Origin of the sequence: Microbacterium sp. NPDC056736 (assembly GCF_042790415.1) — a bacterium.
Classification (GTDB): domain Bacteria; phylum Actinomycetota; class Actinomycetes; order Actinomycetales; family Microbacteriaceae; genus Microbacterium.
This window is the reverse complement of record NZ_JBHTZE010000008.1, coordinates 55,122-74,804: the sequence shown is the minus strand read 5'-3', so window position 1 is coordinate 74,804 and position 19,683 is coordinate 55,122. Positions and strand designations below refer to the sequence as shown.

Annotated in this window: 21 protein-coding genes; 9 read left to right on the top strand and 12 right to left on the bottom strand. The window is 72.3% G+C overall.

Features of this window, described 5'->3' with window-relative positions:
- Window positions 1-22: 22 nt before the first annotated feature.
- The 5 genes from ACFRAL_RS15300 to ACFRAL_RS15280 form a co-directional block, all read right to left on the bottom strand.
- Entirely contained in the window at window positions 23-1,444 is a 1,422-nt protein-coding gene (locus ACFRAL_RS15300) for a ferric reductase-like transmembrane domain-containing protein (RefSeq protein WP_378884481.1), read from the bottom strand.
- Window positions 1,445-1,479: 35 nt separating this feature from the next.
- On the bottom strand, window positions 1,480-1,953 hold the full coding sequence (locus ACFRAL_RS15295) for a hypothetical protein (protein ID WP_378884479.1): 474 nt from the start codon (window positions 1,951-1,953) through the stop codon (window positions 1,480-1,482).
- A gap of 84 nt (window positions 1,954-2,037) precedes the next feature.
- Window positions 2,038-3,081, bottom strand: a complete 1,044-nt coding sequence (locus tag ACFRAL_RS15290; protein ID WP_378884476.1) for a sensor histidine kinase — start codon at window positions 3,079-3,081, stop codon at window positions 2,038-2,040.
- Window positions 3,078-3,758, bottom strand: coding sequence for a response regulator transcription factor (locus ACFRAL_RS15285; protein ID WP_378884473.1), 681 nt, complete (start codon window positions 3,756-3,758; stop codon window positions 3,078-3,080). The genes ACFRAL_RS15290 and ACFRAL_RS15285 overlap by 4 nt, the downstream gene beginning before the upstream one ends.
- Window positions 3,759-3,854: 96 nt before the next feature.
- Window positions 3,855-4,853 (bottom strand): lytic transglycosylase domain-containing protein, encoded by a 999-nt coding sequence (locus tag ACFRAL_RS15280; RefSeq protein WP_378884470.1) that lies wholly within the window; start codon window positions 4,851-4,853, stop codon window positions 3,855-3,857.
- Window positions 4,854-5,101: 248 nt separating this feature from the next.
- On the opposite strand from ACFRAL_RS15280, the gene ACFRAL_RS15275 reads away from it, so the two are divergent.
- From ACFRAL_RS15275 to ACFRAL_RS15260, 4 genes are all read left to right on the top strand, one after another.
- Window positions 5,102-6,403, top strand: a complete 1,302-nt coding sequence (locus ACFRAL_RS15275) for a M18 family aminopeptidase (RefSeq protein ID WP_378884467.1) — start codon at window positions 5,102-5,104, stop codon at window positions 6,401-6,403.
- Window positions 6,404-6,512: 109 nt separating this feature from the next.
- On the top strand, window positions 6,513-7,658 hold the full coding sequence (locus ACFRAL_RS15270; protein WP_378884465.1) for a zinc-dependent alcohol dehydrogenase: 1,146 nt from the start codon (window positions 6,513-6,515) through the stop codon (window positions 7,656-7,658).
- A gap of 21 nt (window positions 7,659-7,679) precedes the next feature.
- Window positions 7,680-8,270, top strand: a complete 591-nt coding sequence (locus tag ACFRAL_RS15265; RefSeq protein WP_336394944.1) for a hypothetical protein — start codon at window positions 7,680-7,682, stop codon at window positions 8,268-8,270.
- Window positions 8,271-8,321: 51 nt separating this feature from the next.
- Entirely contained in the window at window positions 8,322-9,029 is a 708-nt protein-coding gene (locus tag ACFRAL_RS15260) for a CoA pyrophosphatase (RefSeq protein WP_336394945.1), read from the top strand.
- 7 nt (window positions 9,030-9,036) lie between these two features.
- Here ACFRAL_RS15260 and ACFRAL_RS15255 read toward each other — a convergent pair whose 3' ends face one another.
- Window positions 9,037-9,612 carry a DUF2510 domain-containing protein gene (locus ACFRAL_RS15255; RefSeq protein WP_378884460.1) on the bottom strand — a complete coding sequence of 192 codons (576 nt, stop codon included), beginning with the start codon at window positions 9,610-9,612 and terminating at the stop codon, window positions 9,037-9,039.
- A 46-nt stretch (window positions 9,613-9,658) separates the two neighbouring features.
- Complete coding sequence (locus tag ACFRAL_RS15250) at window positions 9,659-10,786, bottom strand: response regulator transcription factor (RefSeq protein WP_378884458.1); 1,128 nt, start codon at window positions 10,784-10,786, stop codon at window positions 9,659-9,661.
- A gap of 152 nt (window positions 10,787-10,938) precedes the next feature.
- Between ACFRAL_RS15250 and ACFRAL_RS15245 the strand changes: the two genes are divergently transcribed.
- From ACFRAL_RS15245 to ACFRAL_RS15230, 4 genes are all read left to right on the top strand, one after another.
- Window positions 10,939-12,312, top strand: a complete 1,374-nt coding sequence (locus tag ACFRAL_RS15245; RefSeq protein ID WP_378884455.1) for an FAD-binding oxidoreductase — start codon at window positions 10,939-10,941, stop codon at window positions 12,310-12,312.
- Window positions 12,313-12,417: 105 nt separating this feature from the next.
- Window positions 12,418-13,680, top strand: a complete 1,263-nt coding sequence (locus tag ACFRAL_RS15240; RefSeq protein ID WP_378884452.1) for a nucleotide disphospho-sugar-binding domain-containing protein — start codon at window positions 12,418-12,420, stop codon at window positions 13,678-13,680.
- Entirely contained in the window at window positions 13,677-14,765 is a 1,089-nt protein-coding gene (locus ACFRAL_RS15235; RefSeq protein WP_378884449.1) for a DNA glycosylase AlkZ-like family protein, read from the top strand. Before ACFRAL_RS15240 ends, ACFRAL_RS15235 begins: the two co-directional genes overlap by 4 nt.
- A gap of 35 nt (window positions 14,766-14,800) precedes the next feature.
- The gene (locus ACFRAL_RS15230) at window positions 14,801-15,313 is read left to right on the top strand and encodes a GNAT family N-acetyltransferase (protein WP_378884446.1); all 513 of its coding nucleotides are present in this window, start codon (window positions 14,801-14,803) and stop codon (window positions 15,311-15,313) included.
- 14 nt (window positions 15,314-15,327) lie between these two features.
- Here ACFRAL_RS15230 and ACFRAL_RS15225 read toward each other — a convergent pair whose 3' ends face one another.
- The 5 genes from ACFRAL_RS15225 to ACFRAL_RS15205 form a co-directional block, all read right to left on the bottom strand.
- Complete coding sequence (locus ACFRAL_RS15225) at window positions 15,328-15,663, bottom strand: cupin domain-containing protein (protein WP_378884443.1); 336 nt, start codon at window positions 15,661-15,663, stop codon at window positions 15,328-15,330.
- 282 nt (window positions 15,664-15,945) lie between these two features.
- The gene (locus ACFRAL_RS15220; protein WP_378884439.1) at window positions 15,946-16,887 is read right to left on the bottom strand and encodes a helix-turn-helix transcriptional regulator; all 942 of its coding nucleotides are present in this window, start codon (window positions 16,885-16,887) and stop codon (window positions 15,946-15,948) included.
- Window positions 16,888-16,938: 51 nt separating this feature from the next.
- Entirely contained in the window at window positions 16,939-17,550 is a 612-nt protein-coding gene (locus ACFRAL_RS15215) for a TetR/AcrR family transcriptional regulator (protein ID WP_378884436.1), read from the bottom strand.
- Window positions 17,551-17,615: 65 nt separating this feature from the next.
- On the bottom strand, window positions 17,616-17,972 hold the full coding sequence (locus ACFRAL_RS15210) for an SPW repeat protein (protein WP_378884434.1): 357 nt from the start codon (window positions 17,970-17,972) through the stop codon (window positions 17,616-17,618).
- Window positions 17,973-18,092: 120 nt separating this feature from the next.
- The gene (locus tag ACFRAL_RS15205) at window positions 18,093-19,124 is read right to left on the bottom strand and encodes an LLM class flavin-dependent oxidoreductase (RefSeq protein WP_378884432.1); all 1,032 of its coding nucleotides are present in this window, start codon (window positions 19,122-19,124) and stop codon (window positions 18,093-18,095) included.
- 153 nt (window positions 19,125-19,277) lie between these two features.
- Here ACFRAL_RS15205 and ACFRAL_RS15200 point away from each other — a divergent pair, with 153 nt between their 5' ends.
- The gene (locus ACFRAL_RS15200) at window positions 19,278-19,496 is read left to right on the top strand and encodes a hypothetical protein (protein ID WP_336394958.1); all 219 of its coding nucleotides are present in this window, start codon (window positions 19,278-19,280) and stop codon (window positions 19,494-19,496) included.
- The last annotated feature ends 187 nt before the right edge of the window (window positions 19,497-19,683 follow it).

Here is a 19,683-nt window from a genome sequence, read left to right as displayed (position 1 = left end):
GCGACTCCTTGGACTCCGGGGGTCAGATCGAGAACGATTCGGTGTGGATGCGGTCGCGGGTGACGCCCGCTGCGCGCAGATCGCCGGTCACCGCATCCATCCAGGCCGGAGGGCCGCACACGAACACGTCGTACTCGTCCAGGTCGGCGGCGAGGAAGCGGAACACATCGGCGCCCTCCCACGCACGGTGCGAGTCGGGGAGCCACGGTGCGCCGGAGGCGGCGCGAGGCCCGTCGAGAGCAATGTGGCGGACGCCGCGGTCGCGCACGAGCCCCTCGATCGCGGGGCGCCGCAGCGCCGCCTCGGCGGCGGAGTCGCGCGTCACGAGGACCGCGTCTCCGGGCGCGTAGTCCTCCGACTCGAGCAGGGACACCAGGGGCGCCACGCCGGCGCCGGCACCGAGAAGGAGCAGCTTGCCGCCGCGCCGGGCGTCTCCGGTCAGTCGGCCGTAAGGGCCCTCGATGAGCACACGCGTCCCGCGTGCGAGCCCCGCGAGCCGGGCTGTGCCGTCGCCGACGACCCGGGCCGAGATCGTGAGGGCGTCGTCGCGGGGCGCCGCGGCGAGCGAGAAGGGGTGACCCCGGGACCAGCCGCGTCCGCCGAGGAACCGCCACACGAAGAACTGTCCGCCCCGCGCACCCAGCCGGGAGAGCCCACGGCCGCTCATCGTCACCGTCACGCCGCCGACGCCGTCGGCGGCGACGTGGGCCACCCGGAGGTTGTGGCGCCGCGAGATCAAAGCCGGCTGTGCCAGTCGGAACGCCACGACAGCGCCGGCGGCGAGTGCCCACAGGGTCCACCAGTACGCGGTGGCCCACGGCGAGGCGGTGAAGTCGGCCCCCGACCACAGCTGGTGGGGGATCGCGATGCCCACGCCGACGTAGGCGTAGAGGTGGAGGAGATGCCACGACTCGTAGCGAAGCCGCCGGCGCGCACGGCGGAGGGAGGTGACGGTGACGAGCACGATGAGCGCCGTACCGGCCGTTGCGAGGAGCACGCCGGGGTAGTCCCACACGAACTGCCAGAGCTGTGCCGGCAGACCGACCTGAGCCACCGCGGCGTAGCCGACCACGAGCAGCGCGATGTGCGCGAGCATCAGCCAGAACGACCAGAAGCCGACCAGCCGGTGCATGCGGGTGATCCCGTCACGCCCGAACCCCCGCTCGAAGAGCGGGACGCGGGCCATGAGCAGCACCTGGTAGAGCAGGAGGTTCGCCGCGACCAGCCCGCAAAGCCGGCCGGCGGCGTTGACGGCCTCGGGCCCGCCCGCGAGCACGGCGTCGACGCCGCCCCCCGACACCCACAGCTCGGCGACGAACAGGCTCGTCAGCCAGATGACGACGACCGCCGCGGCGTTCCAGGCCGCGGCGCGCCTGCGGGCGGGCGCTGCGGACGACGGATGCCGCACGCCGGCCAGGACGGGCGGGGAAGCGATCGTCGCCATGGCGTTCTCCTCGGTGTCTCTCGTGAGTGACGGGGTCAGGACCCGTCGCCGTCGGCATCGGTGTCGGCGCCGTCGTCGGTGTCGTCGTCGAGGTCGTCACCCTGGCCCGGCGCCCCTCCGGGGCCGCCGTCCTGCCACCGGCCGTCCGGCCCGCCGCGCCCCGCCGGCCCATCGCCGGGGAAGTCGTGGTCGCCCTGGTTCCAGCCAGTAGGCACCCCCGCGACGGAGGCGGCGCTGCTCGCCGCCCAGCCGGTGCCGAATCCGATGCCCAGCAGGAGCAGGGCTGCTCCGGCCGCTCCAGCGATCCGCACCCACAGCCGGCGGAGGAGCGGGGGCTTCGCGGGTGCTGTCGTCGACGCGGGTTCGGTCGGCGCCGCTCCCGTCGACGCCGCTCCGGTCGGCACCGGTGCCTGAGGCGAGGGCTGCGGCGGGTGAGCGGGGATGGCTGCGGTGGGGGACGGCTCGGCCGTCGGTGCGGTGCCGGCGGTCGGTTCGGTGTGATCGGACATGGAGCCACTGTCCCGCCGCGGTTCAAAGAATGCGCAAAGAGTCAGCCGATCTGGGCATTCTCATAAGGTCGCGAGGGGCAACGCTCAGCGTCGACGGGTCTCCGCGCGCCGGCCCGAGGCGGGCAGGTCGATGAGGAACGTGGTGCCCGCGGACGAGGTGGTCTCGATGGTCACCGTCCCGCCGAAGCGCGTCGCGATGTCACGGACGAGCGCGAGGCCCAGACCGAAGCCCCTGCGGCTACCGGCGCCGGGGTCGTCCCCGGCGCGCGCGAAGCGATCGAAGAGGCGCTCCGGGTCGGCGGCCGCGATGCCACTGCCCTCGTCGGCGACCCGCACCTCGACACGGCGGCCGGCTCTCCGCCCCTCGACGCGGATGGTCGACCCGGCCGGCGAGTAGCGGACGGCGTTGTCCAGCAGAGCGATGAGGGCACGGGTGAGCGCGGTCGCATCCGCACCGGCGTCGAGGCCGGGGGACGCGCTCACCCCCAGGCGGACGCCGCGTTCGGCGGCCCTCGGTGCGATGACCGCGATCGCAGCCTCCGCTGACGCCGCGACATCCGCCGTGGCGCTCCCGTCACCGCTGACGGCGCCCGCCGTCTCGGCCGACAACAGCAGCTCGGTGAGCACCGCGTCCATCACCGCCGCATCGCGGCGGAGATCCGCCAGCACCGCCTGGACGTCGCCACCGCGTTCCGAACGGTGCTGGGCGAGCTGGATGCGGCTGTCCAGCGTGGTGAGCGGCGTGCGCAGCTCGTGGCTGGCGTCCGCGACGAACGCGCGCTGGACCTCGAGGGCGTCCGCCAGCGGCTGGGCTGCGCGCCTGGACGCCCACCAGGCGATGAACCCGAGTGCGATCACGCCCACCAGCCCGACCAGGATCGCCGCCGGGACGACGGCGTCGAGATCGATGACACGATCGCCCGGCCCGTCCCAGCCGCCGCCGGGCGGGCCGTCTCGCAGCGGCCCGTGCTCCGGTCGCGACGTGGCGAACAGCACGGCCACGGTGACCGCGGTGATGGCGGCCACCACGGCCGCCGAAGCGATCGCGACCCACAGCCCGGCCCGCAGCGCCGCCTGCTGCACGCGGCGACGGTCGGCGGTGGTGGCGGCATCCGTACGCGTGCTCATCGCGGTGTCCCGCTGCGGTACCCGCGGGCCCGCACCGTCTCGATGATCTCGGGCGTCGACTTGCGGCGGATGTAGTGCACATACGTGTCCACCGTCGCCGCTGAGCCGCCGGGGAAGACGTCAGCGAGGATCTCGTCGCGGGAGAACACGTGCTCAGGGCTCGAGGTGAGGAGCGCAAGCAGCTCGGACTCGGCGTGGGTGAGGGCGATGCGCCCTTCGGTGGGGGAGTACAGGGCCTGCGACGCCGGCGTGAAGACCCAGTCGCCGAGTTCGCGGCGGTCGCCCGCGCCACGGCCGCGTCGCAGAGCGCGCAACCGCGCGCGGAGCTCCGCGAAGTCGAACGGCTTCAGCAGGTAGTCGTCGGCGCCCGCATCCAGTCCGCTCACGCGGTCCTCCAGCGCGCCGAGCGCGGTGAGCATGAGTGCGGGCGTCGCGATGCGCGCGGTCCGGATGGCGTGGACGAGGTCGACGCCGGACATGCCGGGCAGGCGCCGGTCGATGACCATGACGTCGTACCGGCGTGCCAGCGCGAGGGCGAGCGCCTCCTCGCCGGTCGCCGCGCGATCGACGTCGTACTCGTCGCCGAGCACCTCGACGACGATCCGGGCGATGTCGCTCTCGTCCTCGACGTAGAGCAGCCGGGGTGCCGTCGCGCGCGCGGGGGACGGAAGACTCACGCCTTCAGTCTCGGTCGCGCGGCTCGACGGGCGGGGTCGCCTGCCTATCGATCCGCTATGACTTCGCTGTGCCGCCGGTGGCGGATGCGGCGGAGATCAGTACCAGCCGACCGACTGCGAGTGACCCCACGCGCCGCAGGGGCTGCCGTAGCGGCCGGAGATGTACCCCAGTCCCCACGAGATCTGCGTGGCCGGGTTGGTCTGCCAGTCGGCGCCCGCGGTGCCCATCTTGCTGCCGGGGAGGGCCTGCGGGATGCCGTACGCACCGCTCGAGCGGTTGTAGGCCTGGTAGTTCCAGCCCGACTCCTTCTGCCACAGCGACACGAGGCACGCGAACTGGTCGTCGCCCCAGCCGTAGTTGCCGATCATGGCGCGCGCCGTGGCCTGCGCGTCGGCCGGGCTGGTGCCGCCGACGGCGCCGCCGGTGGCGTACACCGGGTTGGGCGCGGCGGACGAGCCCGATCCCGAGTTCGAGGACTGCTTCGCCGCGGCTGCTGCTTCGGCGGCTGCGGCGGCCTCCGCCTCCTGGCGCGCCTTCTCCTCAGCCTCCTTGCGGGCCTTCTCCTCGGCCTCGCGCTGCGCCTTGAGCGCCAGCGCGGCATCGAGCTTCCCTCGCAGGCCCTGGGTCTCCTCGTTCACCGACGCGGTGAGCGTGGTCACGTCGTCGGCGAACTCCGCGGAGTACATCGCCGGAAGCGCCTGCGCACGCTCGAGCTGCTCGAGCGCGGTCTCGAGCTCGCTGGTGTCCACCGTCGTGTCGGTCGTGCCGACGTCCAGCCCCGACACGGCGATGTCGGAAGCGACGGTCGCCGCCGCCGACACGGCGGTCGAGGCATCCGTCACCGCCTTCTCGACGGCGGACGCCGTCACCGTCTCGGGAGCGGTGCCGAAGGAGGCGGTGCTGTAGGACGCGAGCGCGAATCCACCCAGCGAACCGGACGCCTGCGCCTCGGCGGCGGGCGCCGCCGTGGTGAACCCGGCCGTCGCCAGCGCCCCGACCGCCAGTGTCGCAACGACGAGGACGGGGCGACGGCGGCTGCGTCGTTCCGCGCGGCGGAGCGTGCGGCGGGCGGGCGAAGACGAGTGGGAGCGCATATGAAGACCGGGTTCCGTATCAGCAGATTCGCGCCGCGAAGAGCGCGTCGTGACCGTTCGGGCGGGCACAAGTCCCCGAGTCTCGCCGCAGTTTCTGGACGGTTCCGGTGCGTTACCTGAACGTTACATGTGAGCGCTGAGTCCGAAAAGGCCAGATCAATCGCGCGGATTCCGCGGCGGCGAGGTCCCGACCCCACGCGCAACTACGATCGGAACGTCCCCCGCCGTCGCCCCAGGAGGCCCTGATCGTGTCGTCATCCACCGCTCCCGCAGCCACCGACGCCCTGCGCCACGCCGACGACCTGGCCGACTTTGTCGCCTCGTCCCCGTCGAGCTTCCACGCGGCCGGCGAGGTCGCCCGCCGGCTCGAGACCGCCGGATTCAGCCGGCTCGATGAGCATGCCCCGTGGCCCGCGCAGAGCGGCGGCAGGTTCCTCGTCGTGCGCGACGGCGCCGTGATCGCCTGGGTCGCGCCGTCGACCGCGACGACGGACACCCCGGTGCGCATCTTCGGTGCCCACAGCGACTCCCCGGGCTTCAAGCTCAAGCCGAAGCCCACGACGGGACGGCTCGGCTGGCTCCAGGCCGGTGTCGAGGTCTACGGGGGGCCGCTGCTGAACTCCTGGCTCGATCGAGAGCTGCGTCTGGCGGGAAGGCTCGTGCTGGACGACGGGTCGAGCGTCCTCGCGGCGACCGGACCGCTGCTGCGCCTGCCTCAGCTGGCGATCCACCTCGACCGTGAGGCGAACGACCACCTCGCGCTCGACAAGCAGTCGCAGACCCAGCCGGTGTGGGGGCTCGGGCCCGTCGAGTCGGCCGACCTGCTGGCGGAGCTCGCTCGGGACGCGGGCGTGGACGCGGCGCGGATCCGCGGCTACGACGTCGTGACGGCGGATGCCGCGCGCGGTGCGACGTTCGGTCGCGACGACGTCTTCTTCGCGTCGGGCCGCCTGGACGATCTCGCGTCGGTCCACGCCGGCGTGGTGGCGCTCGAGCGTACCGCCGGCGACCTGGCCGCCGACCACATGCCGATGCTCGCCGTCTTCGACCACGAGGAGGTCGGATCCGGCACCCGCTCGGGTGCCGCGGGGCCGTTCCTGGCGGATGTCCTCGAGCGGATCCGGCTGTCGCTCGGCGCGGATCGCGAGCAGCAGCTGCGTGCGCTCGCCGGCTCGTGGTGCGTCTCGAGCGATGTCGGCCACTCCGTCCACCCCAACTACGCCGAGAAGCACGATCCCGTCGTGCAGCCCCTGCTCGGATCCGGCCCGATCCTGAAGATCAACGCCAACCAGCGGTACGCGACGGACGCCGCCGGCGCGGCCGCGTGGAACGGCTGGTGCGCCGAGGCCGGGGTCACCAGCCAGGAGTTCGTGTCGAACAACTCGGTGCCCTGCGGCTCGACGATCGGGCCGATCACCGCGACGCGGCTCGGGATCCGGACCGTGGATGTCGGCATCCCGATCCTCTCCATGCACTCCGCGCGGGAGCTCGCGGGCGTGAGCGACCTGTGGGACCTCGCCCGCGTCGCGGAGGCGTACTTCCGCGGCTGAGACCGACGGCCGGGCGCGGGCGCACGATACAGCACGCACGCGCCGACGCAACCCCCTCGATGCGTCCCGCCGTCGTCGCGCAGGGTGTCGTGAGACACCGGGAGGCGCGATGAAGGCGATGGCATACCGCGGACCGTACAAGCTGCGGGTCCAGAACAAGCCCGAGCCGACGCTCGAGCACCCCAACGACGCGATCGTGCGGGTCGAGCTCGCCGCGATCTGCGGCTCCGATCTGCACCTGTACCACGGGATGATGCCCGACACACGCATCGGCCACACGTTCGGGCACGAGTTCATCGGCCGGGTCGAGCAGGTCGGCGGCTCGGTGCAGAGCCTGAGCGTCGGAGACCGCGTCATGGTGCCCTTCAACATCTACTGCGGCTCGTGCTTCTTCTGCGCGCGGGGGCTCTTCTCGAACTGCCACAACGTCAACCCGAACGCGACCGCTATCGGGGGCATCTACGGGTACTCCCACTCGACGGGCGGCTACGACGGGGGTCAGGCCGAGCTGGTGCGGGTGCCGTTCGCCGACGTGGGGCCGACCGTCATCCCGGAGGACATCGCCGACGAGGACGCGCTGCTGCTCACCGACGCCTTCTCGACGGGATACTTCGGCGCCCAGCTCGCCGACATCGAGGCGGGTGACACCGCGGTCGTGTTCGGCGCGGGGCCCGTCGGTCTCGCTGCGGCGCGGTCGTGCTGGCTCATGGGCGCCGGCCGCGTGATCGTGGTGGACCACCTGGACTACCGCCTGCAGAAGGCGAGGGACTTCGCCTTCGCAGAGACGGTGTCGATCACGCAGGTCGGCGACATCGTGCGCGAGCTGAAGAAGCTCACGGACGGGCTTGGGGCGGATGTCGCCATCGACGCCGTCGGCGCCGAGGCCGACGGCCACGTGATCCAGCACGTCACCTCGGCGAAGCTGAAGCTGCAGGGCGGCTCGCCCGTCGCGCTCAACTGGGCCATCGACTCCGTGCGCAAGGGGGGCACCGTCTCGGTCATGGGCGCCTACGGGCCGATGTTCAGCGCGGTGAGGTTCGGCGATGCGATGAACAAGGGCCTGACGCTGCGGATGAACCAGGCGCCGGTGAAGCGCCAGTGGCCGCGGCTGTTCGAGCACATCCGCGCCGGCTACCTCCGCCCGAGCGAGCTCATCACCCACCGCATCCCGCTCGACGAGATCGCCGAGGGGTACCACCTCTTCTCGTCGAAGCTCGACGACATCATCAAGCCGGTCATCGTCCCGGCGGCTTGACGACGCGCGAAGGAGAACCACATGCCGTACACATCCGACAAGCCCGGCAGCACTCCCGCCGCGGAGGAGTTGCGCGCCCGCATCCCCGGATGGGGTGCGGACCTCGACCCGTCCGACCGGCCGGCGTTCCCCCGCGAGCAGCCCGGCATCGAGACGGGGGCGCACTGGGATCTGCCCGAGGACCAGCCCCGGCGGGGAACCAGGGAGAAGTCCGTCGAGCACGAGCGCCTGACGCCGGTGTTCGGAACGGCGCAGCCGCTGCACGGGCTCGCCGGCCGCGTCCGCCGGTTCGCGTACGACCGCTACAGCGAGGGTCAGACGGCGCACTGGCTGCTGCTCCTCGCCGGAGACCGCATCGACTCGGTCACCGCGCACGCGCGGTCGCTGTTCTCGCGCCGACCCGACGATCCCCTCACGCAGTCGGGCATCCTCGGCGAGCGGGGGCACCGGCCGTTCTCCTCCCGGTTCGGTCGCGGCAGGGCCGACCTCACGCACGCGTGGCTCGATCCGATCATCGTCCTCGGGCCCTGGCTGCTGGCCGGCGCCCTCGCGTTCACGCTGGGACGAGCCGCGACGGTCCCCGCCCGGCGCCGCCGTCACGCGGAGGACTGACGCCTCCGGGCGGCCGCCCGGACCGTCGGCGGTGCGGCGTACGCTGAACGAGTGCGCGCCGAACCGACAACGCTGAGCGCGCGGGCGCAGCTCGCGGCCCTCGCCGACCCCACGGGCGACCGCAGCCCACTGATCGAGCTGCCACCGCAGCCCAACGCCAGGCCCGCCGCCGTGCTGATGCTGTTCGGCGTCCTCGATTCCTACCCCAGCCGCCACGACGCCGAGGCGCGCGCGGTGTCGCGCGACCTCGACGTGCTGCTCCTCGCGCGTGCCCTCACGCTGCGCGCGCACCCGGGGCAGGTCGCCTTCCCCGGCGGGCGCATCGACCCGGGCGACGACGGTCCGATCGCGGCAGCCCTCCGCGAGGCCCGCGAGGAGACCGGACTCGACCCCGCCGGCGTCGACGTCCTCGGCGAGCTCACCGACGTCCCGCTCGCCTTCTCGCAGCACCTCGTCACGCCGGTGCTCGGCTGGTGGCGGCATCCGTCGCCCGTCCGCGTGGTCGATGAGGCCGAGTCCGCCGATGTCTTCCGTGCGCCGGTCGCCGATCTGCTCGATCCCGCGAACCGCGGCGTCACCGTCATCCGGCGCGACGGGCAGGAATGGCGGGGACCGGGCTTCCTGGTGAGCAAGCCCTCGGGCACCCACCTGGTGTGGGGATTCACCGGGATGCTGCTGGACGGACTGTTCGACCGCCTGGGGTGGGCGGAACCGTGGGACCGTGAGCGGGAACTCGACCTCACCCTCCCCGGCGACTGACCCCGGCTCAGCGATAGCGGTAGTGCTCCGCGCTGGTGTTGACCCATGAGGCGAAGCGGCGGGCGTCGTCTTCACGCCCGGCCGCCACCGGCACAGCCCACACCTGCGGCCCGGTCACGACGAGGTAGAGGGCGGCACGATGGATCGCGCGGTTGATCGTGCGCGGCGTGATCAGCCCGGCGTGGCCGAACATGCGGCGTTCGACGGCGGCCTTCGTGAAGGCGGGGCGCTTCAGCAGGACGTCACCGGGTTCCACGGCGGCCACCACGTCCCTCACCGGAACGCTCAGCTCGCCGAAGTGCACCCAGCGGCCGTCGATCACGAGCCCGCCGAAGTCCTGCTCCTGGCCGCTGTAGCGCACGGATGCGGTCCAGCGGCGCCCGTCCCACCACCTGTTGCGACCGCGCTGGTCGTCGTACCAGCCGGCCTGCGCCGGCCCCGCGGCGGCGGGTCCGGCATCCGTCCGCAGCTGCGTGTCGGGTTCGCGGAGATCGATGTACTGCTCGGTCCAGCGGGTGCCGTCCCACCAGCGCTGCTTGCCGGTGCCGTCGTCGTACCACCCGGGTTCGGGCTGCGTCGCCATGATCCGAGGGTAGTTCGAGACCGACCGCCGCGCTCGCCCGCCGGTCTCAGGCCGTGTACCAGCCGCTCGCGCCGATGTCGCCGCCCATGCGCGGTGCGTACTGGTCGAAGTAGACGCGGGCGACGAGCTCCCGGCGGCTCGCGACGCCGGCCTTCTCGAAGATCGACTTCAGGTGGTCCTGCACGGTGTAGGGCGAGAGGTGCATCTCGGCTGCGATCTCCCGGGTGTCGGCGCCACGAAGCACGATCGCGACGACCTCCCGCTCCCGCGCGGTCAACTCGAACGCCGCCGCGACGAGGTCGATCACCTCCTGGGGTCGGGCCTCCTCGATGGTGACGACGACGTCGCCCGCCCGATCGGCGGTTCCGCCGAGCGGCGCGGCATGCAGCACCAGCCACACGCCGTCGCTGGTGCGAACGCGGATGCGCGGCATCCGCTCCGCCTCGCCGCGCGCGAATCGCCGCGCGCCGCTCACGAGCGCCTGCACCGACGTCAGCGGGTCGCCCATGCCGGGCACCGCCGACATGCGCGCCAGGTGCAGCTGCGCGCCCGGCGTGGACTGGACGATCCGGTCGTGGGCGTCGACCACGAGGACGGCGGGCCCCGCCTGCGGCGCCGCCTCAGTCCTCGTCAGCTGAGCGAGCAGCCCGGTGCGGATGCCGCGGGTGAAGGCCGGCGCGACCGCCGCCAGGAATCCGAGCTCGTCCTCGTCGAACGCCGTGTCGTCGTCGCCGCGGAACAGCGAGATGTGCCCCCACGCGCCCGTGCGGTCGACGAAGACGACTCGCGCCTCGTCCTGGAATCCGAAGTAGGGCAGGAGGAGGTCGGACATGCGCACCGAGCGGTCGAGCACGCCGCGCGTCGCGTGGTGCAGGCCCACGACGAGCCGGCCCGATTTCACCAGTTCGGTGATCGAGGTCGGATCGTCGCTGCCGTACTCGATCTGCGACCAGGCGACATCCTGCTCGTTGCGGCCGTCGAGCTCACCCATCTTGCGGGCGCTCGAGACCATCGTGGTCGCCGGGTCCAGCGTCGACACGCAGGCGGCCACGAATGGCACCACGTTCTCCAGTGCGGCGACGGCCTCGTCCATGAAGCTGTGCAGCGGCAGCCCGGCGCGCGAGATCACGTCGATGTCACTGCGCGCACGTCCGACCGCCAGAGCCGATGCCATGCATGAAGTGTGCTCCTGCCGGCGCGATCGCACCATCCCAGGTATCTGGGGGAGCGGAAGTCCCTCGTCAGCTGGGATGGCCTCCGCCCGACCGGGCGAGGACAGTTGGCGGTGCCTTCACCCGAGGCATCGAAGCGACCTTTGGAGCACTCATGACCTTTTCCGACATCACCACCGACGTCCGCGGCGACCGGCTGCGCGAGGCGCTCGGTGCGCGCGTGATCCTTCCGGGCGACGACGGCTACGACGAGGCCCGCCTGCCTTGGAACGTCGCCGTCGATCAGCGGCCCTTCGCGGTCGCGCGCCCCGAGAGCGCCGAGGACGTCGTGGGCGTGGTGCGCGCGGCGGTGGCATCCGGTCTGCGCGTCGCGCCGCAGTCGACCGGTCACGCGGCCGGCGCGCTCGCCGACACGGATCTGTCCGAGACGGTGCTCGTCTCGCTCGCGGGCCTGCGCGGCGTCACCGTCGACCCGGAGACCCGCAGGGCCCGGGTGCTGGGAGGGTCGGTGTGGAACGACGTGCTCGCGGCGACCGCGCCCCTCGGGCTGACCGCGCTGCACGGCAGCGCCGGGGACGTCTCGGTGGCGGGGTACTCGCTGAGCGGCGGCCTGTCGTTCTACGGGCGCGGCCAGGGCCTCGCCGTGAACAGCGTGCGGGCGGTGCAGCTGGTGACCGCCGACGGCAGTCTGGTGCGCGCGAGCGCCGACGAGAACGCGGAGCTGTTCTGGGCCGTGCGCGGCGGATCGGGGGCGTTCGGCGTGGTCGTCTCGCTCGAGATCGACCTGCTGCCTTACGCCGACGTCTTCGCCGGCATGCTCCTATGGGACGCCTCACGCGCCGCGGAGGTCTCGCACGCCTGGGCGGAGTGGACGGCTTCCGCGCCCGAGTCCGCCACCACGACGCTGCGGATCATGAACTTCCCGCCGCTGCCCGAGCTGCCGCCGTTCCTGTCCGGCCGGTCGGTGGTCGTCATCGACGGGGCGATCCTCGAGACGGATGCCGCGGCCGCGGCGCTGCTCGAGCCGCTGCGCGCCCTCGCCCCGGAGATGGACACGTTCAGCCGCATCCCGGCCGCGAGCCTGGTCGCGGTGCACATGGACCCGCCGGGGCCGACCCCGTCTGCCACGGCGCACTCGGTGCTCGCCGAGCTGCCGGCGAAGGCCGTGGAGGCGTTCCTCGCGACGGCGTCCGTGCCGGGGCTCTTCTTCGCCGAACTGCGGCACCTGGGCGGCGCGATCGCCCGCCGACCCGAACACGCGGGAGCGGTCGGATCGGTCGCGGGCGCCTACCTGATGCACACGGTCGCGATGGTGCCGGTGCCCGAGGCGATGCCCGGAGCGGATGCCGCGGTGCGCGCCGGCATCGCCGCCCTCGCGCCGTGGCGCACCGACGCCCTCGCCCTCACGTTCGTCGACGGCGGCGGCGTCGATCGCGCGCCGGGCTTCGGCACCGCAGGCATCCGGCTGAAGGAGCTGAAGAGCCGCTTCGACCCGAACGGCACGTTCGCCGCCGCGCACGCCGTCTGACGCGGGCGGCGCGGTCGAACTGGTCGCCCCGCCGGCCCCACGCCGGCGAGGCGACCAGGGCTCGACCGCTTCCGCCCCACCGCGTCCATGCGCAAGGGTGGCGGTATGGCGACGGTCCTCTTCTGCCCCATCACCTTCAACCTCGCGGAGGTCACGCGCGCCATCGAGGTCGCGCGCGCCCTCGACTCCCGGCACGACGCCGTCTTCATGGGCTACGAGACGGACTTCGCCCACCTGATCACCGAGGCCGGCTTCGATCACCGTGCGTGCGAGCCCGGGTTCACACCCGCCGAGCGCGATCAGGCGCTGAGGTACGACCAGGGCCGGTCGCTCCGCAGCCCGTACACCCGGTCGCTGGTCTCGGCGCGCGTGGCCGTCGAACGCACGCTCATCCGGACGACGGATGCCGCGGTCGTGGTGAACGGCACCAATCCGACGTCGATGATCTCGGCGCGGGCCGAGGGGGTGCCCCTCGTGTATCCCGTCCCCTTCGCGCTCACGCGGCCCCACGTCGAGCAGACCCGACGTCTCGGCCTGGTGCGAGGCGGCTCCCGGTCCGCGCCTCTCCTCGACCGTGCGGCGACCGGCGCGCTGAGGTGGGCGTACAACCACGCTCCGCTGGCACCGCGCGCCTTCGCGCACGTGGCGAAGCGCAACGGCGTGCGGCCGCTGCGGACCGTCGTGTCGTTGCTGGAGGCCGACCGCAACCTTCTCACCGTGATGCCGTGGGAGCTCGACGGCTACGTGCTGCCGGCGGGCTATGAGCGCGTCGGTCCGATCTTCGCGCACCTCGACGCGCCGTTGCCGCCCATCGTCGAGGAGCTGGCCGCGCGCGACGAGCCCCTCGTCTACCTCGGGCTCGGCTCCTCGGCCAGCCGCGAGCTGACGCTCGCCGCGGCCCGTCAGCTCGGCGCGCTTCCGGTCAACGTCATCGCGCCCGTGCGCCATTACCTCCGCGACGGCGACAGCCTTCCGGGCAACGTGCACGTGACGGATCTGCTGCCCGCGCATCGCCTGGGCGGCCTCGTCGACGCGGCGGTGCTCCACGGCGGACAGGGGACGGTGCAGACGGCCTGCGCCGCCGGCATCCCCTTCGTGGGCATGGGCCTCCAGCCGGAGCAGGTGTGGAACGTCGACCAGTGCGTGAAACAGGGCAACGCCCTCGCGCTCGCCCCGAAGCAGGCGGGAACGCCGGCGCTCGCCGACGCCGTGCGCCGCGTGCTGGCGGACCCTGGCATGCGCGCGGCGGCCGAGCGCGTACGCGACGCGTACGCGGACGAAGACGGGGCTGCGGCATCCGCCCGCATCATCGATCGGCTCATCGACTCGGGACGTCCCAGGCGGGTCGTGCGTGCGGAGTCGTCGTGACCCCGCACCGGCTGACCGGCGACCAGGCACGGCGCCTCGTCGTGCGCGCCCAGCTCCTCGACGCCGATCGGCCGGGCGACGTCGTCGAAGTGGCCGAGCAGCTCGGCTACATCAAGATCGACCCGACCGGGACGATCGCGCCGTGCGAGCACACGGTGCTGTGGTCCCGCATCGGGTGGTCGTACGAGCCCGGCCAGCTGCGCAAGGCCGTCGAGGACGACCGCCTCCTCTTCGAGTTCGACGGCGCCTTCCGTCCGATGAGCCTGCTGCCGCTCATGCTCCCGGCGATGCGCCGGTGGCCTCAGCGCGAGAGCAGCAGGCAATGGCTCGAGGCGAACGCCGGTTTCCGGGCCGACGTGCTCGCGCGTCTGCGGGCCGACGGGCCCCTGCTCGCCGGCGACATCCCCGACACCGCGCAGGTCAGTCGCCCGCCCGACGGCTGGTCGGGGTCCAATCAGGTGCCGCACATGCTCGACTTCCTGCTGCGTCAGGGCGAGGTCGCGGTGGTCGGCCGCGAGGGTCGGCATCGTCGCTGGGATCTCGCCGAGCGCGTCTATCCGCGCGGACTTCCGGAGTACGGCGAGGAGGAGGCCGCGCGGCTGCTCGCCGAGCGGCGCCTGCAGTCGGCGGGCTTGACGAAGCCCCACTGGTACTGGAGCGGTGTGACGAAAGACACCGGGGAGCCTGCGCTCGTCGAGGGGAGCACGACCGGGTACCGCGTGGACCCGGAGGCGCTCGCGGCGCTCGACGAGGAGGACGCCGGAGGACGCGCCGCCTTCCTCAATCCGTACGACAGCCTGCTGTTCGACCGGAAGCGGCTCGAGGACGTCTTCGGGTTCACCTATGTGCTCGAGCAGTTCAAGCCCAAGGGGGAGCGCCGGTACGGCTACTTCGCCCATCCCATCCTGCTCGGCGACCGGTTCGTCGGCATGCTCGATGCCGAGGTCGACCGGGCACGCGGCGTCCTCCGCGTCGACGCGGTGCACGAGCTCCTTCCGCTCGACCCCGAGGAGACCGAGATGGTGCGCGCCGAGATCGACGACCTCGCCGAGTGGCTCGGCGTCTCCGTGACGGGACTCGCGTGACTGAGACGCCGACGTCGGTGAGTACGCTCGATGACGTGAATCCGCGAACCCTCGGCACCGCAGCCGTCCTGCGAGAGGCCCGGCCGGGCGATGAGCGCGGGATCCTGGCCTGCATCCAGGCGCTCGCCGTGTACGAGCGCGAGCCGGACGCCGTCGAGAACACGGTCGAGGCGCTCGAGAAGACGCTGTTCGGCGCGGACCCCAAGGCCTTCGCGCACGTGGTCGAGAAGGACGGCGACATCGTCGCCATCGCCCTGTGGTTCATCACCTACTCCACGTGGACCGGTCGCCACGGCGTGTGGCTCGAGGACCTCTACGTGCACGAGGCCCACCGTGCCTCCGGCTACGGCAGAGCGCTGCTGGTATCACTGGCGGGCGTCTGCGTCGAGCGCGGCTACTCACGCCTGGAGTGGACGGTGCTCGACTGGAACGAGCCTGCCATCGGCTTCTACCGCGCGATCGGCGCCGAGCCCATGAGTGAATGGACCACTCAGCGCCTCACCGGCGAGGCGCTCGTCGGCCTCGCGGGCGCTGCTCGCACGGCGTAGCGGGCCGCGCCGCGTCAGGGGATGCGGTTCGACACGGTCAGCAGCACCACCGAGTCCTCGAGAGCCTCGAGGCTGTGCCGGGCTGCCGGCACCGTGAGGTGGTCTCCTGTGCCGCCTTCCCACGCCTCCGCGCCGGCGACGAGGCGCACCCGTCCGCGGAGCACCTGCAGGGTCGCCTCGTGGGGAGCTTCGTGCTCGGCGAGCTCGTGGCCGGCCCGCAGCGCGATGACCGTCTCACGCAGCGCGTTCTCGTGGCCTCCGCGGATCGTGCGCGCCGCCCGGCCGCTCGAGGCCTCCTGAGCCTTCGCCGCCAGCTCCTCGATCACATCGGCCAGATCGGTGCCGTCCATGTGCTTCGCCTCCATCGCCTGCGCTGGCCGGAGTCTACCGAAGGGACCTCCCGCTCGGCATCCGCTCACCCGATCGTCGCAGCTTCGTCCCTATCGCGACCTGGAGGTGCGAGAGGACTCGGTCGTCGAAGTCCGCCCGGATGCTGCTTTCGTAGATGAACTTTCCCACGCTGTCTCCCTGCACGGGCACGGGCCCGTAGGAGGACTCTGCGTCAGCGCCCGCGCACCGGCCTCGAGCTGTCCGCCTCGCGAAAGCGATGCACCGAAAACGAACGGCGCTCGTCAGAGGCCGCGGAGCGTCTGCCGGGGCGTGCGGCCGTATGCGTCGCGATAGTGCTTGGCGAAACGCGATGCACTGGCGAACCCCCACCGGAGCGCGATCTCGCCGACCGACGCCGCCGTCCCCGCCTCCATCTCGGCGTGCGCCCCCTCGAGCCTGCGGCGTCGCAGATAGTCGGTGGGCGTCATGTCGAGGGCTCGGCGGAAGGCGTACTGGAGCCCGCGTGTGGAGATCCCCGCCGCCTCGGCGACATCATCGATGGTGATCGCCTCGTGAGCGTGCTCCTCGAGGTACGAGATCGCGCGCTGCACGCTGCGGGGTGCGGCGCGTCGCTGGACCGAGCGCTGGAGCGCGAGCCCGAACTCGGGCGAGAACGCCGCAAGGGTGGCGTGCAGGGCGTTCCTGCGCAACTCCACCTCGACGAGGTCGGCGCGGGCGCCGGAGGTGAACAGCGAGCCGGCGACGTGGAGGAACACGCGCTCCCAGTGGGCGGCGAGCTCGCGGCTGACGGGGGAGGGGCGGACTCCAGGCGCGCGCAGCGAGAAGCGGTCGTCGCCGGTGAGCCGTCGCACCTCCTGCTGCGCCCACTCGCGGTCGAACACGAACGCCCGCACGTCCGCCCGCTGCTGCCAGCGGGCGGATGTCGGAGTGTCCAGAGCCACCCACGGCAGCCCGGCGTTCAGCTCGCCGCGCGGTGTTCCCACCCAGCCGCCGCGCGAGGCGACGCGGCAGGCCATGAGCTGTCCCTCCGGATCGATGGCGGACTGCACCGATGCGGACAGCTCATACCTCACCGTCGAGAAGTGGGGCATGGCCGAGGAAGACCACGAGAACCCGAACGTACGAGGGTCGACGCGCTGCAGCGCCGCGGATGGCACGAACTGACGCCACGTCTCCTCCACGACTCCGACGTCGCGCGATGACAGCGTCAGAAGCTCCCCCAACGTCCCTCCCTTGCGAAGGCCGCAGCGGGCGGCCGGATCGATCGAGACACTCTAACCCGCCGGCGCGCTGAGGCCCGCGGTGATCAGGTCCGCGAGCGCCGGAAGATCGGCGATCTCCGCCGGATCGGCCGGTTCCTCGACCTCGTCGAGCGCAGCGACGTCCTCGCCGGCCGGACCGTGGAGCCCCGGCGTGGTGATGATCGCGACCCACGCGGTGGCGGCGACGCGCACGCGTCTGGCCGCGATCGGGTGCAGGACGCTGGCGTGGAGGACGCGCTCCACGACGGCCTGCAGCTGACGACGATAGTCGCGCAGCCTCGCGCGCACCTCCGGGTGGGTGCGCTGCTCGCGCCACACGATGACGCGCCGCACCGCCGATTCCTCCTGAAGCTCGCGCAGGCGGTGCGTCACGTTCAGGAGCGTGCGTGCCGGATCGCCGCTCTCGACCAGTGCCGACGTGTCCACGGAGTCCAGGTCGAGCCGTTCACCCACCAGCGTGCGCAGCAGATCGCTCTTGGTGGGGAAGTAGTAGAAGACGAGCCCCTTCGGCACCCCTGCCGCCTCCGCGACGGCCGCGGTCGGGGTGGCGTCGAACCCCCGCTCGGCGAAGAGGCGCTCGGCGGCGTCGAGGATGAGCGTCCGGCTGTCCCGGCTGCGCGTCATGTCATGTCCTCGGGGGGTCGGCGGGGGCGTCGGGGCGCGCCGGCGCCCCCGTCTCGGTCCGCACGTCAGTGCGGCAGGGCGCGGTCGTGCGTCTGCATGGCGGGCCTGATGGCGAGGGCCGCGACGATGGCTGCCAGCGCTCCGCCGATCCAGCTGACCCACGCGGCCGCGGACTGCATGTCCGCATAGCCGCCGAGCCAGGGAGCGACGAAGAGCAGCGCGCCGAGGGCGAGCTGGACGTACTCCATCGCAGCCATGCCCGGCATCGCGAGGTTCACGATGCCGCTGGCGATCAGCAGGACGCCGAGGATCAGCATCCATGCCATCGAAGCGCCCATCGCCGGCATGAACAGGGCTGACACCGCGGCGACGAGTCCGACGGCGACAGCGACCCAGTCCTCCCAGCGGGTCCACTTCTTCATGCGAATCTCCTCCTTCCGAATCCTGACGGCTCCCCATCGGGGGTCGATTCGACCGTAAGCCTGACTGACCGCCCGGTCAAGAGTCCCGGTGCGCGGCGGTGTGGCCGATGCGACCGCGCGTCACGCCCGGGCGGATCTCCACCCGAGCTCGGGAGCGACGTGACTCGCGAAGGACTCGATGACGCGCAGGTTGAAGTCGACGCCGAGCTGGCTCGGGATGGTGAGCATGAGCGTGTCGGCCGCCGCGATCGCGGCATCCTCCTTCAGCTGCTCCACGAGGACGTCGGGCTCGGCGGCGTAGGTCTTGCCGAACGTCGAGCGCATCCCGTCGATGACCCCGATCTGGTCGCCGTCCTGACGCCCTCCGAAGTAGAGGCGGTCTTCCGCCGTCGTGATCGGGAAGATGCTGCGGCTCACCGACACGCGGGGCTCGCCCGCGTGCCCCGCGTCGCGCCAGGCGGCGCGGAAGGCATCGATCTGCTGCGCCTGCAGGAGGTCGAAGGCAGTGCCGTCGGCCTCCGTGAGCAGCGTCGACGACATGAGGTTCACGCCCATCCGCCCGGCCCATTCGGCGCTGTCGCGGTTGCCCGCGCCCCACCACACGCGCGAGCGCAAGCCCGGGGAGTGCGGCTCGATGCGCTGCCGGCCCGTGGCGCCGGTGCCGAAAGGCGACGAGGGGTCTCGCTCCGCCAGCCCCTCTCCCTCGATCGCGCGCAGGAACAGATCGAAGTGCCGGCGTGCGAGGTCGGCACCGCGCGGATCCTCCGACCCGGTGTACCCGAAGGCCTCGTAGCCGCGCACCACGGTCTCGGGTGACCCTCGCGAGACGCCCAGCGCGAGCCTGCCACCCGAGATGAGATCGACGGCCGCCGCCTCCTCGGCGAGGTAGAGCGGGTTCTCGTAGCGCATGTCGATGACGCCGGTGCCGACCTCGATGCGTTCGGTGCGTGCGGCGATGGCAGCGAGGAGAGGCATGGGGGATGCCTGCTGACGAGCGAAGTGGTGCACGCGGAAGTAGGCGCCGTTCACGCCGAGCTCGTCCATCCCCTGTGCGAGGTCGATGGCCTGGAGCATCGAGTCCGCGGCCGTCAGCTGCCGACCGCCGCCGAGCGGCCCGTAGTGTCCGAAGGAGAGGGTTCCGAAGCGCTGCATGTCGACTGCAACGGTACGCCCACGGCATCCATTCCGGTGAATGGACCGCGCTGTCGCGGGAAATCTGCGAACAGCTGCATCCAAACCGGCGCCCCAGCGAGAAGTACCTCACATCGGGCGAACACGCGCCCGCCACTAGGAGGGGAAAGTCCAATGAAGCGCATTCTCGCCACCGGAGCCATCGCCGCTCTCGCCGTGTTCGGCTTCGCCGGCACCGCGCACGCCGCGCCCGCCGATGCTGCCTGCTTCGGCCAGATCCACAAGACCATCAACACCGAAGGCGCGCTCGGGTTCTCGACCGTCGGTGAGGTCGTCCAGGCGATCGGCGGCCAAGCCAAGAACGACACCGCACGGGGACTCTGCGGCGACTGAGGGCACTGACGCTCCTCGGCATCGTCGTCGGGGGGGGGGGGCCCCGCCGGCCAGACCCCCCCCCCGCCGGGGGGGGCGGGGCGCCCCCCCCCACGGGGGGGGGGGGGCGGGGGGTAAAAACTGGCGCCCGCGACGTTAGAGTATATTGCGGGGCGTGCCAACCCCCCCGCCCCCCCCAAAGAGAAGT